We start from the raw sequence: 18,561 nt of genomic DNA on the forward strand, positions 1-18,561 counted from the left end.
GCTTTCTAAGTAAATGAAGAGGGCTTAGAAGTTATATTCCATACCCAGGCCAATCACAGTTTTCTTATCATCTTTTGTTAACCAGTCACGCTTCTGCTGACCTACAACACCGTAGAAACGTGCTTGTTTATTTAGGTTATAATCGACACCTACGCCGTACTGGTCGATTTGACGGTCAGTTTTATTGTCTACAGAAGTATTGGCAGATAGATATTCAGCCTTTAATTTCCATGGTGTAGATGGAATTGTATAGGCAGTAGTAATACCGTAAGCATCTTCTTGTAAACCTTTATAAGAAGTTGTTACAGCAGGAGTACCACTTGTCGTTGATACTGTATCATCTGTAGGTTGAGCTGTTTGCCATAGGGCACCAAATACCAGACCGTTTACACCCGCCTTAGTTAAATCAACAGAACCAGTCACACGAACTGCATCTGAATAAATACCTGTTAGGCTATAAGCGTTGTATTTACCTGCCACGCCAAAGTTACCTGCAATTGCTGCAGCTACACCATAGTCTTTGTTGTCGTAGCTAAGTGAAGTCGAGATGCTATCACCAAAGCCATTACGTGTGCCTGTTTGACCTTTGGTATTATTATCAGTCGCTGAATCTTCACCTTGCTGTGCCATAATGCTGAATTGCAGGCCGCCCAGTAATTTTTTATCAGTTTCAAAACCGATTGAGTTACTTAAACGATCTTCACCATATAGCATGCTGGTCATATCAAGGTGGTTGTGATCGTTAAAAATATCTTGGTTATTGCCTGCAGCAGTTTTGAAGTAAGAATCGTAGTTACCGGCTTTTAATGTACCGATATCGGCAAATTTAAGACCTAAGAAACGGTTACGCATTCCCCAGTCTTTATCTTTATTGCCATCAGTTGAAACTTCCCACTCAGCTAAATAAACTGCTGATAATTTATCAGTCAATTTTTCTTCGCCTTTTACCCCTAAGCGAGAAGCATTGGAGTTTACTTCTGTAACGTTTTTGCCATCAAACTTATTGTTGTCCACTTGGTCTACGGTAACGTTTAACTTACCGTACAAAGTTGGTGCTGCTTGCGCTGCACTTACGCTTAAGGTTGCTACTGTAGCAGCGAGAAGCAATTTTTTCATTGAAATTTCTCCAAAAACACTTTTATGGGGCGGTTGCCCTGTTGACTCTTTTTATAGTTTGCTTGTGTACAAAAATTTACAAAAGCTCACCAACTTGCTAAGCAGTATCTGCAAACTTTGTGACAGGGAAGTGAAAGATAGATGACAGTTTGATGACGGAGAATATTGAATGAATTAATATTTTTTCATTGTTTTTCAGTGCTTTAATTTTTAATTAAATTCTATGCGAAAGATTGATTTAATTTTAAATATAAAAAAATGGAGCCTTTGCTCCATTTTTTACAAATTAAAATTCGAGTGAATTTTAAAGTTCAGCTTTAATCTTTTCAGCCAGTGCTTTAATTTTTTCCTGGTCACCCATATGTAATGCATGTTTTCCAAGCTCATGCACTGAACTTGGAATGAGGTGAAAATGTACATGCGGAACTGTTTGACCAGCAGATGCACCTGAAAGTTGCATCAGTACAATACCTTGAACATCAAGTGCTATTTTCATTGCCTGGGCAATTCTTTGCACAATCTGAATGGTATAGGCAGCGGCATCAGGTGGCAGATCGAGCAAGGTAATTGCAGGTGTTTTCGGGATGACCAACGTATGACCTTCTGCCTGGGGCATAATGTCCATAAAAGCCAGAACCTGTTCGTCCTCATACACTTTTATTGCAGGAAGTTCATTACGGATAATTCGTGCAAAAATATTTTGATCATCGTAAAGCATGTCTAGTCCTTGAAAGTGATTGGGTACTGTAATTATTTACAGTTCAATTCTTTCTGACGATCTTTGATGGCGTCAAGTCGTTGTTGCTCTTTTTCTGAAAATTTTGGCTTGGTTGTATAACAATTGTCATTGCCGAACTTGGCCTTGGCTTCCGGGTCTTTAAAGCAAAAACCTTTAGAGGCATAAATGACATCATGGTCATTTTTTAATTGTTGGCACTCTTGCTCTGCTGTCGCTGCAAAAGCAGTTGCCCCAAAGAAAGTTGTAAAACTAGCCAAAACTGCAACACTAAGCTTGGTCATGAGGGTTTCCTCTGTGAGAATATTGTGTAGAGCACTTCTACACAATATTAGGTTTATTTATTATTATTCAATGGCGAGTAATTACTCAAGTGTAATTTTATTCCAAGATTCGTACATTTTCACAGCACTAGAAAAGTCACTGTCTTTTTCTGTTAAATTACTGGCTGCCTGAATCAGACTTTGAGTCAAGGCAATCACCGGTGCTGACAGTTTGGCATCACGAACCAGATCAAGTGCAATTCCGGTATCTTTTGCCAATAATGGCAGAGCAAAAGTCAGCGGGAAGGCACGATTTAAAATACGTTGTGGTAACACCATTTCCGTTACGCCACTTTTACCGCTTGACGCATTAATGCAGTCTAAAGCTTCATGCAGATTTACCCCATGCGCTTTTAAGGTGGTGAAACCTTCAGCCACTGAGCAGAGATTGACGGCTAATAGCATATTGTTCACTGCTTTGACTGCGAAACCTGCACCTGATTCACCGACATGTTTAATCAGTTTCCCGAAAGCCTGAATAGCGGGTAGGGATTTTTCAAAAGCAGCAGCTTCACCACCAATCATTACGGTTAATGTGCCATTTTCCGCACCAATAGTTTGCCCGCTCACCGGTGCATCCAGAAAATCCACATTCGATATTTTTAATTGTTGGCTGAGCTTTTTTGCCGATTCGGGAACACCACTGGTGCAATCGACCCATACCGCACCCGATTTAATCTGAACCGTTGCAATAAGATCTTCAACTTCCTTGCTCGTTGGCAGGCAAGAAAAAATGATATCGGCCTGAACCGCTTGCTCAAGTTCTACAGCTTGGGTGCCATATTCAGTTGCATGCTGTTTGGCTTTTTCGAAATTACGGTTCCATACATAGACCGTATCAAAATGTTGAGGTAAATGTGCTGCCATACGGTAACCCATTGCGCCTAAGCCGATAAATGCAACTGACTGAATCATGATGTTTCCTTTATATTTTGCTCGATCTCTGTTTTAGCCAGGTGGTCATGAAAGGCCAGAACTCGTTGGCACTGGACTGGCTAGACATGAGTCCCAAATGACCACCCGGGATAAGAGTAAACGTGACATCCTGACTATTTGTCAATTCAATTAAAGGTTTAACGGCCTCTTTGGAAACAATCCGATCGCTACGACCCGCGCCTACCAGTAAAGAGCAGGCTATATGTTTTAATTCGATATGCTTATCCTGTAATCTGATAACACCGTTTTTGAGCGGATTTTGTAGCCAGACATTAAAAATCATGTCCTGATTGATACCGCCTGGATAGTCAATCATCTGGTTCAGGAAATTACCCATGGTGGCGTGTTCATATAAGGCTTGCAGGTTATCGAGGTTTGCTAGAAGCTGTTTCTGGCTTTGTATCCATCCCACAGGATCAATCATTTTAAAACCGAGTGAATTTAGTATGCCTGGGCTATGAATCAGATGCTTGGGTACAGTTCCTGAGTAAATCTTGTTTTGTAGGACCTTGTTTTTGGCAATCAGTTGATTGGCCTTTTGAAAAAGTTTGCCGGTACGGCCTGATGCATGACTGTCCACCGGACTGCCTAATACAATTAAATTTTTAACATGGTTTGGTTTTTGCAATGCGCAATACAACATGACAAATACACCGGCCATACTCCAGCCATGCAGTGAAATTTCATCACTATGCGAGTGAGTTCGGATCTGGTCTATACAATGCGGAATGGCATCATCAATAAATGACATGAAATTGAGGAAACGATCTCGATAGCTATATCGACCCCATTCGATTAAATAGACATCAAAGCCACTATGTTGAAAGTGTTTTACCAATGAACGGTAGGGATACAGGTCGTAAATGGCCATGTTGATTGCAAGGGGAGCAACAAAAACCAGGGGTTCTTTATATTGCTTATCTGCTGAGGCGTAATAGCGCACTCGGGTCTGTTTGTACTCTGCAATGACTTCATAGGGAGTGGCTTGCGATAAAACCAGTGATTTTGAGTTAAATAAAGTCTTTGACAGGTTTTTGAGTTTGCTTTTATGTTTGGCAATTTTATTTTTAACTTGAATCATTGCTGGGGATGCTGACATATGGGGGATTGATCGAAGTGTAGGCGATATTTATGCATTATACCTTGACCTTAAATGCCATAGACGCTCAAAATGTTGGCAATTATTAGCAATACAGTCCAGGACTGGGTAATACAAATGAGCCAACAAGACGACATTGAATACCAATTAGATACCTTAGCCATTCGTACAGGTCATACACGCAGTTTTGAAGGCGAGCATGGTGAGCCAATTTTTCTCACTTCATCATTCGTCTATGAAAATGCAGCAGAAGCCGCAGCTAAGTTTTCTGGTCAGGAACCTGGTAACATTTATTCGCGCTTTACCAACCCGACAGTTGCGATGTTTGAAAAGCGCCTTGCCGCATTAGATGGTGCGGAACGTGCTGTTGCAACCAGTACTGGCATGGCAGCCATCATGGCTGTGGCTATGTCTTATTTGAAACTGGGCGATCACGTCATCTGTTCACGTGCGGTGTTTGGTTCAACGGTTTCTCTTTTTGAAAAATACGTGGCTAAATTTGGTATAGCAGTCGATTTTGTTGATTTAACCGATCTTGATGCGTGGAAAAATGCAATCAAGCCTGAAACCAAATTACTGTTTGTTGAATCTCCGTCCAATCCACTGGCTGAAATTGCCGATATTCAGGCCTTGGCGGATCTGGCTCATGCCAATGGTGCATTACTGGCGATTGATAACAGCTTCTGTACGCCGGCATTGCAACAGCCAATTAAATTAGGGGCTGACCTGGTTGTCTATTCAGCAACCAAATATCTGGATGGTCAAGGTCGCGCATTAGGTGGTGCTGTGGTAGGTAATCACAAATTGCTTGAAGAAGTATTTGGTTATGTTCGCACCACTGGCCCGTCAATGAGCCCATTTAATGCCTGGGTTTTTTTGAAAGGTCTGGAAACTCTGCGTTTACGTATGCGTGAACATTCAGCAAATGCACAAAAACTGGCTGAATTCTTAAATCAGCACGACAAAGTAGAAAAAGTATATTACGCTGGTTTGCCTTCACATATCGGTCATGAGCTTGCAGCTAAACAGCAAAGCGGTTTTGGTGGTATTGTGTCCTTTGAAGTCAAAGGTGGGCGTGAAGGGGCTTGGAAAGTTATCGACAATACCCAGTTTATTTCCATTACCGGTAACCTGGGCGATGTGAAATCAACTATTACTCATCCAGCAACCACTACTCACGGTAAGCTTTCACCAGAAGCCAAAGAAGCTGCAGGGATTCGTGAAGGATTAATCCGTGTATCTGTTGGTTTGGAAGATATTGATGATATTATTCGCGACATTAGTCGTGGTTTAGATTTAATTTAATTTTTTATCTTATTTTTAAGTTTTGTGTTCGGAGTATTTTATGAACATTAACATGTTGATGCAGCAAGCACAGCGTATGCAAAAAGATATGGAAGCCAATGTTAAAAAGGCCAAAGAACAGCTTGCGCAAACTGAAGTTCATGCTGAAGCAGGCGGCGGTCTGGTTAAAGTCACCATGACTTGCCGTAACGTGGTAAAACGTATCGAAATCAGCCCTGAATTGCTGCAAGATGATGCTGACATGATTGAAGATTTAATCGCGGCTGCAATGAATGATGCTGCACGTCAGGCTGAAGCGATTTCTGAGGAAAAAATGAAAGCGGCAAATTCTGGTATGGGCTTGCCACCAGGTCTTTCAGGTTTATTCTAAGGAATACGTCCAGTGTTTAGTGATCGATTTGATCAACTGGTTCAAGCCTTACGGATTTTGCCAAGTGTTGGGCCGAAATCGGCTCAGCGCATGGCATTACACCTGATCATGAAAAACAGGGAAGGTGCAGTCGGGCTGGCACATGCTTTAAATGAAGCAGCTACCTATATTCAGGAATGTAGCGTTTGTCATTCGCTCACTGAAAATGAAGTCTGCGATATCTGTCTTTCGCATGAACGTGATGATCAGCTGCTCTGTGTGGTGGAATCACCAGCAGATGTGATGGCGATTGAACAAAGTGGCAGTTTTCGGGGTAAATACCATGTGCTGGGTGGACATTTGTCTCCACTGGACGGAATTGGGCCGGAAGAAATCGGGATTCCCTATCTGATTCAGCGCCTGAGTCAGGGCACGGTTTCAGAAGTTATATTGGCAACCAATGCTACTGTAGAAGGTCAGGCGACAGCACATTATCTGGTTGAAGCAACCAAGCATTTACCGATTCAAATGACTCGGATTGCTCAAGGTGTTCCTCAAGGGGGAGAACTTGAATATGTGGATAGTCATACTTTAAGTCAGGCGGTGCATAATCGTATGCGTATGAAATAAGTACCCAGGTGCTTATTTCATTATTTTTGACAAGAATAAGAACTGGGTGGCATTTACGAGAAAAATAGTCTTAAACTTATACAAAAAAAATATAAAAAAATGTTGATTTTTTATTTAAATATTAAAATATGGTGAATATATACGCTAGATGTAGATTTTGTTATATCTAAATGTTATATATCGGTTAATATACTTTTCAAGAGAATCTGCTTTTAGACTCGGTAATATGTTTCAGTTCATTCATCAACAAAAAGATTTAGAAGATATTCTGCACTTGATGGGGCAGACATCCATTTATGGATTGGATACCGAATTCATCAAGGTGGATACTCTTTGGCCTAAACTCGGTGTATTTCAAATTAATGTTGCGGATCGGGTTTTTTTACTTGATGGCACAAGTTTAGACCTGTCGGCATTCTGGAAAAAATTGTTTCAGGCCCAGCAGAATATTTTCCATGCCTGCAGTGAAGATATTGATTTAATTTATCATTACTCACAGCAAAAAAGCCTAAGCAATGTTTTTGATACCCAGATTGGCATGTCTTTTTTAGGTCATGGGCTACAGGTAAGCTATCAAAATGCGTTAAAGCACATGCTGGATGTGGACATTGATAAAGACCAGACCCGATCTGACTGGTTGGCGCGTCCGTTAAGCTCTGAGCAACTCACCTATGCGGCGAATGACGTACTATATCTGATGAATCTATCGAATAAGATCCAGCAGGAATTAGGCGATAAGCACTTACTGGATTTTGCCCTGGAAGATTGCCGTCATCTGACCCATGAAATTGGTCAGGAAACACCTCTAGAGTTGCTTTATCACGATATTGGAAACTACCGGCATTCACGCCGTCAATTGATGCAGTTGCAACAACTGGCTGTGTGGCGCGAACAGATGGTCAAAGCCTTGAATTATCCTCGCAGCTTTATTCTGAAAAATTCCACCCTGATTGATCTGGTGGAAAAAAATCCGCGTAATCATTTCCAGTTGTCTAGTATTAAAGATATTCGTCAAAATATTGTGCGTGAGTATGGTAAAACCATTCTGGACCTACTTAAGTTTTTGCCTGAACAGGCAGAATGGCCACTGCGTATGGCACGTCCAATTCGTCACTCATCCAAAGAAATTGGTGAAAGAGTGGAGAATGTCATTCAGGCCGTGGTGCAGGAAACTACGGTACCTAAAGAAGTATTGATGCGTAAAAAATGGCTCAATGCACTATATCAGCATGTGGTATTTCATAATGATGAACAGGATTTGCCCGCTTATCTGCTTGGTTGGCGCTATGATGTTCTGACCAAGCCACTGATTGATGTGTTACATGCAGATGAAAGTTATCTGTCTACGCAAATGAAAGTGATGGATTAATTTTTAACCATTTTGTTCAAAGAATTAACATTTACACACAATCACGACTGATGCGTTAATAATCACTAATGTATCGGTCTTTTTTTTAATGTATGCTTTGTGCTGAGTTTTATGAGTCCTGTTTCAACTATGCACTGTTCAATTTTTAAATCTAGCAAAAAAGACGAAATGTATCTTTACATCGCCCGTTCAGAAACTTCTGAGAATGAAGCTGAGGCAGTAAATCCGCTGGAAATCTTGCCAGAAGCGATGCGTGTTGCATTTGGTCGTGCAACTTTTGTTATGGATTTGGAGTTAACCGAAAGCCGTAAACTGGCGCGTGTCAATGTATTACATGTGATTGACTCTATTGAAACCAAAGGTTTCTTTATTCAAGTCCCTCCAGAAGGATTAATCAATCCGAATGCGGTTGCACCCGAAGGGCTGCGTGGCGCTTAAAGGCTAATCAGGAGTTGTAACGATGAATAGTTTTTTTTCACTACTAGATTCAATTCCTGAAGATAGCATTGCCGTCACGGTATATCTGCTAGGAAGCGTGATTATTCTTTGGGCCTGGTATGTTATTGCAAAACGTTTGCCTAAGCCGCTAGGTGGAATGACATGGCTCATCGGCTTTGCCATTTTACTAACGCCGACAGTTTCTGAAGGAAATAATGCTGCTATCGCTCCGGCTTTTTTTGGACTGCTATTTGGTCTTTTAACCAAAGAAAAAGCTTTGGTCTGGACCAATGCTTCTCTCATTCTCTTTGTGATCGGGCTTGGCCTGATCATTGGCGCTTTATGGTCAAAATATATGGCCAACAAAGCAAAGTTTGTCGCAAACAACAATAGTTCACCACTTTAAATAAAACAATAAGGTTAAATCATGTCTGTGGATACTCAACAATTTCTTGGTACAGATCAGTACATTGCGACTGATAGTTTAAAACTTGCTGTCAAAGCGGCACGTAGCTTGCAAAAGCCGCTTTTGGTTAAAGGTGAGCCGGGCACAGGTAAAACCCTGCTTGCTGAACAAGTCGCAGAAAGCTTGGGACTGAAGCTACTCACCTGGCACATCAAGTCGACTACAAAAGCACAGCAAGGTCTGTATGAATACGATGCTGTATCCCGTTTGCGTGATAGCCAGTTAGGTGATGACCGTGTTTATGACATTAAAAACTACATCAAGCCTGGAAAATTGTGGGAAGCGTTCACCAGTGAACAACGCTGTGTCTTGTTGATTGATGAAATTGATAAAGCAGACATTGAGTTTCCGAATGACTTATTGCATGAACTCGACAAAATGTCATTTTTTGTTTATGAAACCGGGGAAACCATCACGGCGACACAGCGTCCAATCGTGATTATCACTTCAAATAATGAGAAAGAACTGCCAGATGCATTCTTGCGCCGCTGTTTCTTCCATTATATTGAATTCCCTGATGAAGCGACCATGCGTGAAATTATTGACGTGCATTTTCCGCAAGTGTCTGCAGCTTTGGTGAATGAAGCTTTACAAGTATTCTTCAAGCTTCGCCAGATTCCGGGCTTAAAAAAACCACCATCCACTTCAGAACTGATTGACTGGTTAAGCCTGCTGATGGCTGATGATATGCCTGAAGATATTTTACGCAAGCATGATAAATCCAAAGCGATTCCACCCTTGTATGGTGCCCTGATTAAAAACGAGCAAGATGTCCAGTTGCTTGAACGTTTAGCCTTTATGTCGCGTCGCTAAGGGAGAAACACGCATGTTTGTGCGATTGTTTTATACCTTACGCAAATACGGTGTGCCAGTATCAACCCGTGAACTGATTGATCTGAATGAAGCTGTAGCTTCAGGCTTGGTATTTGCCAATCAGGAAGAGTTCTATGGACTCGCAAAAACGATTATGGTTAAAGATGAGCGTTTCTTTGACAAGTTTGACCGAGCCATGAAAGATTACTTTGATGGCATCTCCACTTTTGATCTGGATGATTTGCTTAATCAGGTGCATAAGTTACCAAAAGACTGGTTTGATCTGGAACTTCTGGAAAAGCATCTCACGCCTGAGCAGCGGGAAGAACTGAAAAAAGCCGGCTCACTGGAAGAGCTGATGAAGATGCTGGAAGAGCGTCTTCGTGAGCAGCATAAGAAGCATCAAGGCGGTAACAAGATGATTGGTACCGGTGGCACTTCACCCTTTGGGGCTTATGGTGATCATCCTGAAGGTGTGCGTATTGGTGGACCGGGACGTAAACGTTCTGCGGTTAAGGTTTGGGAACAGCGTAAATACCAAAACCTGGATGATGAACAGATTTTAGGTACACGGCAAATGCAAATAGCACTCCGCCGTTTACGCAAGTTTGCCCGTCAAGGCGCAGCTGAAGAGCTTGATATTAATGGAACGATTCGTGAAACCGCCAAGCAAGGTATTTTAGATGTACAGCTGGTTCCGGAACGTCGCAACCGTATTAAAGTGCTGATGTTGTTCGATGTTGGTGGGTCGATGGACTCGTATATCGCTGAATGTGAAAAACTGTTCAGCGCGGCCAAAACCGAATTTAAAACTTTAGAATATTTTTATTTTCATAACTGTTTGTATGACTATGTCTGGAAAGACAATATCCGCCGTTCTAATACGCGCATGAATACCTGGGATTTATTCAATACTTATGGGCGCGACTATCGGGTAATTGTGGTAGGGGATGCCAGTATGGCACCTTATGAGCTGAACTCAGTGGGTGGTTCTGTTGAATATATGAATGATGAAGCAGGTAATGTCTGGTTACAGCGTTTACGTCAACATTTTGAAAAGACGGCCTGGCTTAATCCAGAACAAGACAGTTATTGGCATTACACCCATACCATTGGTCAGATCAAACAAATCTTTGAAGATCATATGTATCCCATGACCTTAAAGGGTTTGGAAGACATGACAAAATATTTGGCTCGTTAAACGTATTGAAATTAAATGCGTTCTTTTTAAATGAAGGAATTGAAAATGGATCATCAAATTAATGGCATCCCATTACCCAATGAAGAAGGTTTCTTTGGACAATACGGTGGTCAGTTTATTCCACCTCATTTAAAAGAAGCGATGGATGAAATTAATGTCGCGTATGAGCAAATTCGCCATACTGCAGAATTCCAGAATGAACTAGCCGATTTATTTGCCAACTATGTGGGTCGTCCAAGCCCGCTGTTTCATGCCAAGCGTTTGTCTGACCAATTGGGTGGAGCACAAATTTACCTGAAACGTGAAGATTTAAACCATACCGGTGCACATAAGATTAACCATTGCCTAGGCGAAGCTTTGCTTGCCAAGTACATGGGTAAGAAAAAAGTCATTGCTGAAACGGGTGCAGGCCAGCATGGTGTGGCACTTGCAACTGCATGTGCCTTAGTCGGTATTCCATGTGAAATTCATATGGGGCAAGTGGATATTGAAAAAGAACATCCGAACGTGGTGAAGATGAAGATCTTGGGTGCCAACCTGATTTCTGTTACCCGTGGTACGGCAACATTAAAAGATGCAGTAGACAGCGCGTTTGAAGAATATCTCAAAGATCCGAAAAACTTTATTTATGCGATTGGTTCAGTGGTTGGTCCACATCCATTCCCGAAAATGGTGCGTGACTTTCAGGCAATTATTGGTGATGAAATTAAAGTTCAGACCAATGACCGTTTTGGTTCAAACCCGGATTATATCGTAGCTTGTGTTGGTGGTGGCTCGAATGCTATGGGTGCCTTTTCTGCATTTTTAAACGATGCCGATGTAAAACTAGTAGGTGTAGAACCTGCGGGCCATGGTTTAGATACTACGATGCACTCAGCTACCCTGACTTTGGGTAAACCAAGCCAACTTCACGGAATGGCATGTTATGTCCTTGAAGATGAACAAGGTGAGCCTTTGCCGGTACACTCGATTGCTTCAGGTCTGGATTATCCGGGCGTAGGTCCACAGCACAGCTTGTTGAAAGACTTGGGTCGTGTGGAATATACCACAGCAACAGACCAGGAATGTTTGGATGCTTTTATGACACTTTCACGTGTAGAGGGAATTGTTCCTGCACTTGAAAGTTCTCATGCAGTCGCCTGGGCTTTGCGTGAAGCGCCAAAAATGGCGAAAGATGTGAAAATTGTCGTGAATGTTTCGGGTCGTGGCGATAAAGACTCGGATTATGTGGCAGAAAAATTAGGTTTGAACTAATTATAAAATCTCCCTCTTACATCATATGTGCTCATTTTTTTAAAGAAAGAAGGTTTCTTTTTCCATCTTTATAAGAAGATAGCTAAAATCTCTCTTTATGAAAGGGAGCTTTAAAGCACATTAAAAAACCTCTCGAAATGAGAGGTTTTTTAATGTGCCTTGAATCTTAACTGGCGATATATTGCTGCAATTGATCGATTAATTTGCGTTGATCTTCCATTACGGCTTTGACCAAATCACCAATCGAGATTAACCCTACCAGTTTTGAATTTTCAACTACAGGAAGATGACGTAAATGGCGATCAGTCATTAAACTTAAACAGTCTTCAACACTGGTGGATTTAGTTACGGTCAGTACTTTAGCAGTCATGATTTCACCGACTGTCGTTTCTTTAGAGGTCCGTTCCATCAACGTCACTTTACGCATGTAATCACGTTCAGAAAGAATACCGACCACTTTCTCTTGATCAGTCACGACCAGTGCACCAATGCCTTTATCTGCCATAAGCGAAATTGCTTCAAGTACCGTTGATTCTGGATCAATCGTAAAAATGCTTTTATCAATTTTATCGTGAATAACTTGTGCAACATTAGTCATTTATTATCATCCTTTTTGTTCCTTATTTGACATTAAACTTAGCGCGAAATCAGAAAAATGCAAATACTTTTCAGGTCATTAATAAAAATTTACATTTCTCTGAATTTCACTTTTAATATCTGCAGCAAATCCTCAAGCAGATTGTAAAGATTCAGCAAAAAAGAAATGCCGCATCTGTTGTGTGGTCAATTTAAATTTTTGGCTAGATGAATTACAAAGTGCAGGGGTAACATTTAAACGAGTGAGTGTTGGTAACAGCAAGTCCTGAAAATCTGCCGAGGTAATCTTACGTGGTGTATAATTTGGCCAATGACGTTCGGCATATTTTTGTGCCTGTAGACCGTTTAGCCAAAAGGGAAAAATAAAATCTTCATGGTCAGACATCATGGCCCAACCCTGCTGATGATATAAACCCCACAGTACACCACAATACATCATAGATTTTAAAATCGTGATCTTAAAAAATAAGTCTTTAGGAATAGGCTGTAATGAATTAATTTGATTCATACCCGAATACATGTAGTGAATTCAGCATTTATTGTAAGGAATGAAGATGAAAGTTCAGTGTAAGCTTTGAGAAACTATGTAAATAAATATGTATTTAAAAACAGAAGGCATTAAAAAACGCCACCTTGGTGACGTTTGATTAGGCTTGCATCGTGGCCAGTTTCTGCCAATATTGTGCTTTGAGTGAGTCGCGTTCTACCCGGAAACCTTGATAATAAAGTTCTGCTAAAAATAAGGCAGCTTTACCATGTCCGGCACGAGCCACTTCTTCCAGTTTTTGAACTGCATCTGCAAAATTCATTTGAGACTGAATGGTATTGACTGCATCTGCATATGCATGTTCTAGGTCTTGATGAGAGAGTTGTTGAATCATAGTAAACTCCTTATTGTAATTATGATTGCTAGATAGACTAATAAGTTTCTCTTGAAACTAATTTAACTAGGTATTGTTAAATTAATATTACATCGAATCTAAATTGTCAAACAATATCTATGGGCTATATTATTAAATTCAAGGTTACATGATTAAACAATATACAAAATGATTTTTGCTTAGTATGTTAATGAGAGTTTGAAAATATAAGGAGAATAACATGACAAAAACATTAGATGGTTTTACATTCGATTTGCCTCCTACTGTAGATCAAATCATTGAACTTGCACATCAGCATCGTAAAAATTTAGACGAAGCCATTTTCCATCAGGAAATTCACTTGGGTAATTATTGTTTGGCACAGCGTAAAAGAGTTTATGATTTTACTCGCCAGCTTGATATACAGCAACGTGAGGATTTTTATAGTATCTATAATGGTGAGTTGCTGCGCATAGCGGACGATGATGAACTGCATCCCGTGCATGCTGAAAGAGGAGTGGGGGCTTTTGCAATTCTAGTGGTATTAGTGATTATCGCACTGGTGCTTTACTTTGCAGTAATCCGGAATGTCATTGTCTAATCGCTGAATTGATTTGCTTGATTTCTGTGGTAAATATGGCGAAATTGAGCAAATCTACTTGTACTTCTTTATGCTGCATCCTACACTACCTTGAATTCGAGGTAGGTTATGCGTAGCGCTGTACAGAAAATTGTTCAATTAAAATCTCAAATAAAGCTGGAAGATATTTATAACGGATTTGTCGTTACAATCATTGCCATTATTCTGATTCTTGCTTTCATTGCCTTGCATCGTCCCATTACTGTTAAACAATTTGAAAATGTCGTGCAACTTTCAGCTCAAGCCAATTATCCAGCGACCCAGGAAATGGCCCTACTTTTGATACAGCAACCTCAGATTCCTTATGCACAATATTTCAAATTGATGCAAGCGCATCATCTGGAGATGACACAGGCTCATCAGTTACCTCCTTTACAGGCGGAGCAATAATTGTTTTAGGGATTGGCTCAACCGAAGGCGTGTTTGAGTGAACTTGGGGACTTAAATCTTGTTTAAGTATTGTCTCCAGCGCGGCTTTGTCTAATTTATCATTGACCACAATAATAGTGAGGCGTTCAGGATGTAGATGTTTTTGAAGGGCATTCTGAACATCTTGCACGGTAATTTTTTCTAATAATTTGGGATAATTGCTCAGGTAGTCAGCGGGCTGATTGTAAAATCCTAGCGAACCTAACTGTGCATTGATACTGGCATTACTACTATAATTATTTGGAAAAGCGCGTAACATCCCGGCCTTGGTTTCTTCCAGCTGTTTTGGGTTAATAGGTTGGCTGACAAAATTGATCAAGGCCTGATGAGCAACTTGTATGCTGTCGAGCAATTGGTCTTGTCGGGTGGAATAACTAAAACTAAAAGTTCCGGGAGCCTGACTAAATGAAAATGAACTATAAGCTCCATAGGTAAAACCGCGCTTAACCCGTAGTTCTTTCATTAAGATAGAATTAAAACCACTTCCCCCAAACATCTGGTTGGCCACTTCTAGGGCGAGTCGATCCGGATCAAAATGTGTAGGGCCCAGTTGTCCCATCATGACATGTGCCTGACTGGAGTTAAACTTGATATGGCGAATATCAAAAACTGAGTTATCGACTGGTTGAGCTAGAGGTCTAGCTTTTTCTCCGTGTTTTAGGTTAGCTGCGATGTGTTCAGCAAGTTGCTGTGCCTGTTTGGGACTGAGTTGACCGGTAATGGCAATGTTCAGGTTCTGTGCTACCAAAAATTGTTCCTTAAACTGCTGTAATTGTGCCGGTGTGATTTTGCTAATACTGCGCTGAGTCCCGGTAATGGGTTCGGCATAGGCATGTTTTCCATATAAAGCACGGTAAAACAGGATATTCATCATGCGGCCAGGGCTTTCCTGGATCTGTTTCTGGCCTACTTGAGTATTGCTTAATACCAGATTGATACTGGGTTTTTTAAAGGTGGAATGGTTGAGTACTTCCAGCAGCATGGCTATAGCCGGTTCAAGTTTTTTAGGCTCAGACAATACCCGTAATTTTACAATAAACATGTCCCGATACGCCTGAGCACTAAATCGTGCCCCTACATTTTCAAAAATATGGGCAATTTCATTGGCCGTATATTTTTCTGTTCCTTCATCAATTAATTTTGCTGCCATATTAGCAATACCAAATAAACTTGGTGCGATTTCTTCATCCCGGGCCGAGCCTGCATTAAAGGTCAGCTGAATATCAACCATAGGTAAATCCTGTGATTCTACAAATAGCGTACGAATTTGATATCTGTTTTTTAGCTCATGCACATAGGGGGCGTGGAATTGATTTTGTGGATGGGTGATTTTCAAGCTTTGTAACAGGGGGATTGATTTCAGCTGTGTTGAATAGTCATCTGGGCTTGTCCGGCAATGTCATCCTGACTATAGACTAAATTGGAGACATATTTAGCTGTCACTCGCTTGATTTCTGTGGGTTTGACCAGCTCCGTTTTGAGCAGCTCAATTTCAGCTTGAATGGCTTGTTCTGCCTCTGGCAAACTCAATCCGTCTGTAGGCAAGGCTGAAATACTCAATAAGCTATCTCCGCGGCTATAAGGATCATAAGACACACTGACCGAGGTTAATATTTTTTTGTCCCTAACCAGACGATCTTGTAGTCGTGAAGAAATTCCACTGTCCAAGATGTTCTTGATGATGGTTAAGGCATAAGCATCTTGCGGATTTTGGGCTGTAGCCAGTGAGCGCACGTTCCAGGCCATAAGCAGGTTTGCTACTTTTACTGGAAAATTCAATTCCATATGGCGATAACCGATATGGTCAAATTCTAATACGTCATTGCGTGGCGGGGTTTTTCTGACAGGGATATCGGCAAAATACTTTTGTACTTGCAGCAAGGTTTGTTCAGTGTCGACATCACCGACAATCACAAGGAGAGCATTATTGGGGCTATACCAGTCACGATACCATTTTTTGATATCTTCAAGTCGAATGTTTTGCAGATTTTTCATGTGGCCAATCACCGGTTGGCGATAATGGCTGGTTGGATAGGTGATCCATTTAAAACGTTCGAAAGCTAGGGATCGGGGATTGTCATCTGTGCGTAGGCGCCGTTCTTCCATTACCACTTTAATTTCAGGATCAAAATCCTGCTGGCGTAATAACAGGTTGCTCATCCTGTCTGCTTCAAGTTCTAAAGCCAGTGGGAAATAGGTTTTAGGGTAGAGCTGGTAATAATTGGTGTAATTGGTAAAAGTTGAAGCATTGATGCGTCCACCATACATACGGCTTAAGCGGGTAAATTTATCATCGGGAACTTTTTGCGTACCTTTAAACATCATATGTTCCAGTACATGCGAAATGCCTAATAAGTTCCCCGATTCATCACTGCTGCCTACCCGGTACCAGATTTGCGTCATGACCATAGGAGAACGGTGATCTTCCCGAATAATTACTTTTAAACCGTTTTTGAGTGTAGTTTCAAAGGTCGTAGGTGTCAGTTTACTGCGAGTGTCTGCATGTACCCAGCCACTTTGAAGCATCAATAAAGCCAATGTGAGCGTTAAAACTGGATTTTTAAAAAAAGACGGCTTTAAAAAAAGTGGGTAGCTGCTTTCGAGCACAAGATTTACCCCCAGTCATAAATTATATTTATGATCATTTTTCAGAAACTTTTGCTTGAAAGCAAAGGTTAAGTTGTTGGTTTTTGGTGTGTTCAGTGTCTATTGGAAAACGCAGGACAAAACTATGCTAGAATCCTTGTTTTTTAACGCTATGCTTTTCAAGGATTCGGCATGCAACAGCAATCTAATGGGCAAAATAAATTTTTGATTGATGCTGATATCGGGGATGACGATGTCACTTTACCGAATTTACCTGCGGTAAATATCCCTATTGTTGAAACTCAAAATAAACAAGCTACTGTTTCTGCGCCTGTAGCCACAGAAACCGAGCAAACAGAAATAGAGCAAGGCGCTACGTCTAAAGGTGGCTTTTTTAGCCGCATGAAAGAAGGCTTGACCAAAACCCGTAAAAACCTTGCCGATGGTATGGTCAACATTCTCATTGGTGGTAAAGAAATCGATGATGAATTGCTGGAAGAAGTGGAAGAGCAATTACTGGTTGCAGATATTGGTGTAGATGCAACCAAAACCATTATTGCCAATTTAACTGAACGTACTGCACGTGGTGATCTGATTTATTCACATTCGCTTTATAAAGCGTTGCAAGAAGAATTGGTGGCATTGCTTGCTCCGCGTGTTAAGCCTTTACATATTGATCCAAATAAAAAACCATTTGTGATTTTGGTGGTAGGGGTTAATGGCGTGGGTAAAACCACTACGATTGGTAAGTTGGCAAAACGTTTGCAAGGCGAAGGCAAAAAAGTCATGCTGGCTGCGGGCGATACCTTCCGTGCTGCAGCAACAGAACAATTACAAATTTGGGGCGAACGCAACAATATTTCAGTGGTTGCACAGGGTCATGGTGCAGACAGTGCATCCGTCATTTTTGATGCTTTTGAAAGTGCACGTGCCAAAGGCGTGGATGTGCTGATTGCTGATACTGCGGGTCGTTTGCATAACAAAGGTCATTTAATGCAAGAGTTGACCAAAGTAAAACGTGTGATGCAAAAAATTGATGCGACAGCACCGCATGAGATTATGCTGGTGGTGGATGCGGGTACTGGTCAAAATGCAATTAATCAGGTTGAAATGTTTGATGAAGCTGTTGGCTTGACAGGGCTCACCATTACCAAGCTCGATGGCACGGCTAAAGGCGGGGTGTTATTTAATATCGCCAGCCGTACCCATGTACCTATTCGCTTTATTGGTGTGGGTGAGAAAATTGATGATCTACGTCCATTTTCGGCAAAATCATTTGTTGCAGCATTATTCGAAACTGAAAAGTAAAATGCGTGATATTTCACACAAACTCCGCTAAATGCGGAGTTTGTTATTTTAGTAGTAATTGTTTGATTTAAAAAACAACATTTAAAAATCCATGATCCAAAGAACT

21 protein-coding genes and 1 pseudogene are annotated in these 18,561 nt (G+C 41.1%); 12 read left to right on the forward strand and 10 right to left on the reverse strand.

The window, feature by feature from the left end:
* Nucleotides 1–24: 24 nt before the first annotated feature.
* From JFY49_RS07460 to JFY49_RS07480, 5 genes are all read right to left on the reverse strand, one after another.
* Nucleotides 25–1,116 (reverse strand): porin, encoded by a 1,092-nt coding sequence (locus tag JFY49_RS07460; protein ID WP_200224676.1) that lies wholly within the window; start codon nucleotides 1,114–1,116, stop codon nucleotides 25–27.
* 304 nt (nucleotides 1,117–1,420) lie between these two features.
* A complete protein-coding gene (locus JFY49_RS07465; protein ID WP_086196307.1) occupies nucleotides 1,421–1,834 on the reverse strand; it encodes an HIT family protein in 414 nt (137 codons plus the stop codon).
* 32 nt (nucleotides 1,835–1,866) lie between these two features.
* Nucleotides 1,867–2,136 (reverse strand): YARHG domain-containing protein, encoded by a 270-nt coding sequence (locus JFY49_RS07470; RefSeq protein WP_086196306.1) that lies wholly within the window; start codon nucleotides 2,134–2,136, stop codon nucleotides 1,867–1,869.
* An 81-nt stretch (nucleotides 2,137–2,217) separates the two neighbouring features.
* On the reverse strand, nucleotides 2,218–3,090 hold the full coding sequence (locus tag JFY49_RS07475) for an NAD(P)-dependent oxidoreductase (RefSeq protein ID WP_200224677.1): 873 nt from the start codon (nucleotides 3,088–3,090) through the stop codon (nucleotides 2,218–2,220).
* A gap of 10 nt (nucleotides 3,091–3,100) precedes the next feature.
* Entirely contained in the window at nucleotides 3,101–4,192 is a 1,092-nt protein-coding gene (locus tag JFY49_RS07480; RefSeq protein WP_180081597.1) for an alpha/beta fold hydrolase, read from the reverse strand.
* A gap of 135 nt (nucleotides 4,193–4,327) precedes the next feature.
* On the opposite strand from JFY49_RS07480, the gene JFY49_RS07485 reads away from it, so the two are divergent.
* The 9 genes from JFY49_RS07485 (at nucleotide 4,328) to trpB (ending at nucleotide 12,035) form a co-directional block, all read left to right on the forward strand.
* Nucleotides 4,328–5,515, forward strand: a complete 1,188-nt coding sequence (locus JFY49_RS07485; protein WP_180043453.1) for an O-succinylhomoserine sulfhydrylase — start codon at nucleotides 4,328–4,330, stop codon at nucleotides 5,513–5,515.
* A gap of 40 nt (nucleotides 5,516–5,555) precedes the next feature.
* Nucleotides 5,556–5,885, forward strand: a complete 330-nt coding sequence (locus JFY49_RS07490) for a YbaB/EbfC family nucleoid-associated protein (protein WP_086196303.1) — start codon at nucleotides 5,556–5,558, stop codon at nucleotides 5,883–5,885.
* 12 nt (nucleotides 5,886–5,897) lie between these two features.
* Nucleotides 5,898–6,494, forward strand: a complete 597-nt coding sequence (recR, locus tag JFY49_RS07495; protein WP_092819481.1) for a recombination mediator RecR — start codon at nucleotides 5,898–5,900, stop codon at nucleotides 6,492–6,494.
* Nucleotides 6,495–6,720: 226 nt separating this feature from the next.
* Complete coding sequence (locus JFY49_RS07500; RefSeq protein ID WP_166168416.1) at nucleotides 6,721–7,863, forward strand: ribonuclease D; 1,143 nt, start codon at nucleotides 6,721–6,723, stop codon at nucleotides 7,861–7,863.
* Between the two features lie 129 nt (nucleotides 7,864–7,992).
* Nucleotides 7,993–8,301, forward strand: a complete 309-nt coding sequence (locus JFY49_RS07505; protein WP_166168475.1) for a YcgL domain-containing protein — start codon at nucleotides 7,993–7,995, stop codon at nucleotides 8,299–8,301.
* 22 nt (nucleotides 8,302–8,323) lie between these two features.
* Entirely contained in the window at nucleotides 8,324–8,707 is a 384-nt protein-coding gene (locus JFY49_RS07510; protein WP_086196299.1) for a hypothetical protein, read from the forward strand.
* A 21-nt stretch (nucleotides 8,708–8,728) separates the two neighbouring features.
* On the forward strand, nucleotides 8,729–9,580 hold the full coding sequence (locus JFY49_RS07515) for an AAA family ATPase (protein WP_180044321.1): 852 nt from the start codon (nucleotides 8,729–8,731) through the stop codon (nucleotides 9,578–9,580).
* Nucleotides 9,581–9,593: 13 nt separating this feature from the next.
* A complete protein-coding gene (locus JFY49_RS07520) occupies nucleotides 9,594–10,781 on the forward strand; it encodes a vWA domain-containing protein (protein ID WP_200224678.1) in 1,188 nt (395 codons plus the stop codon).
* A gap of 45 nt (nucleotides 10,782–10,826) precedes the next feature.
* On the forward strand, nucleotides 10,827–12,035 hold the full coding sequence (trpB, locus tag JFY49_RS07525; protein ID WP_180044317.1) for a tryptophan synthase subunit beta: 1,209 nt from the start codon (nucleotides 10,827–10,829) through the stop codon (nucleotides 12,033–12,035).
* A gap of 166 nt (nucleotides 12,036–12,201) precedes the next feature.
* On the opposite strand, the gene JFY49_RS07530 is transcribed toward trpB, so the two are convergent.
* The 3 genes from JFY49_RS07530 to JFY49_RS07540 all read right to left on the reverse strand — a co-directional run bounded on the left by JFY49_RS07530 (nucleotide 12,202) and on the right by JFY49_RS07540 (nucleotide 13,513).
* Nucleotides 12,202–12,633: a CBS domain-containing protein gene (locus JFY49_RS07530; protein ID WP_200224679.1), complete on the reverse strand. Its 432-nt coding sequence runs from the start codon at nucleotides 12,631–12,633 to the stop codon at nucleotides 12,202–12,204.
* Between the two features lie 132 nt (nucleotides 12,634–12,765).
* Complete coding sequence (locus JFY49_RS07535; protein WP_166168428.1) at nucleotides 12,766–13,140, reverse strand: DUF2750 domain-containing protein; 375 nt, start codon at nucleotides 13,138–13,140, stop codon at nucleotides 12,766–12,768.
* 139 nt (nucleotides 13,141–13,279) lie between these two features.
* On the reverse strand, nucleotides 13,280–13,513 hold the full coding sequence (locus JFY49_RS07540; protein ID WP_166168431.1) for a hypothetical protein: 234 nt from the start codon (nucleotides 13,511–13,513) through the stop codon (nucleotides 13,280–13,282).
* Between the two features lie 220 nt (nucleotides 13,514–13,733).
* Here JFY49_RS07540 and JFY49_RS07545 point away from each other — a divergent pair, with 220 nt between their 5' ends.
* Together JFY49_RS07545 and JFY49_RS07550 are read left to right on the forward strand one after the other, a co-directional pair.
* Nucleotides 13,734–14,093 (forward strand): hypothetical protein, encoded by a 360-nt coding sequence (locus tag JFY49_RS07545; RefSeq protein ID WP_086196292.1) that lies wholly within the window; start codon nucleotides 13,734–13,736, stop codon nucleotides 14,091–14,093.
* Between the two features lie 108 nt (nucleotides 14,094–14,201).
* Nucleotides 14,202–14,522 (forward strand): hypothetical protein, encoded by a 321-nt coding sequence (locus JFY49_RS07550; protein ID WP_200224680.1) that lies wholly within the window; start codon nucleotides 14,202–14,204, stop codon nucleotides 14,520–14,522.
* On the opposite strand, the gene JFY49_RS07555 is transcribed toward JFY49_RS07550, so the two are convergent.
* Both JFY49_RS07555 and JFY49_RS07560 read right to left on the reverse strand, forming a co-directional pair.
* Nucleotides 14,449–15,924: a M16 family metallopeptidase gene (locus JFY49_RS07555; protein ID WP_200224828.1), complete on the reverse strand. Its 1,476-nt coding sequence runs from the start codon at nucleotides 15,922–15,924 to the stop codon at nucleotides 14,449–14,451. The genes JFY49_RS07550 and JFY49_RS07555 overlap by 74 nt on opposite strands.
* Before the next feature lie 14 nt (nucleotides 15,925–15,938).
* Nucleotides 15,939–17,087, reverse strand: a pseudogene (locus JFY49_RS07560) (M16 family metallopeptidase); the annotation flags it as partial.
* A gap of 252 nt (nucleotides 17,088–17,339) precedes the next feature.
* Here JFY49_RS07560 and ftsY point away from each other — a divergent pair.
* Nucleotides 17,340–18,455: a signal recognition particle-docking protein FtsY gene (gene ftsY / locus JFY49_RS07565; protein WP_166168447.1), complete on the forward strand. Its 1,116-nt coding sequence runs from the start codon at nucleotides 17,340–17,342 to the stop codon at nucleotides 18,453–18,455.
* Nucleotides 18,456–18,561 lie beyond the last annotated feature (106 nt).

It is taken from the genome of Acinetobacter sp. CS-2 (genome assembly GCF_016599715.1).
Taxonomy (GTDB): Bacteria; Pseudomonadota; Gammaproteobacteria; order Pseudomonadales; family Moraxellaceae; genus Acinetobacter.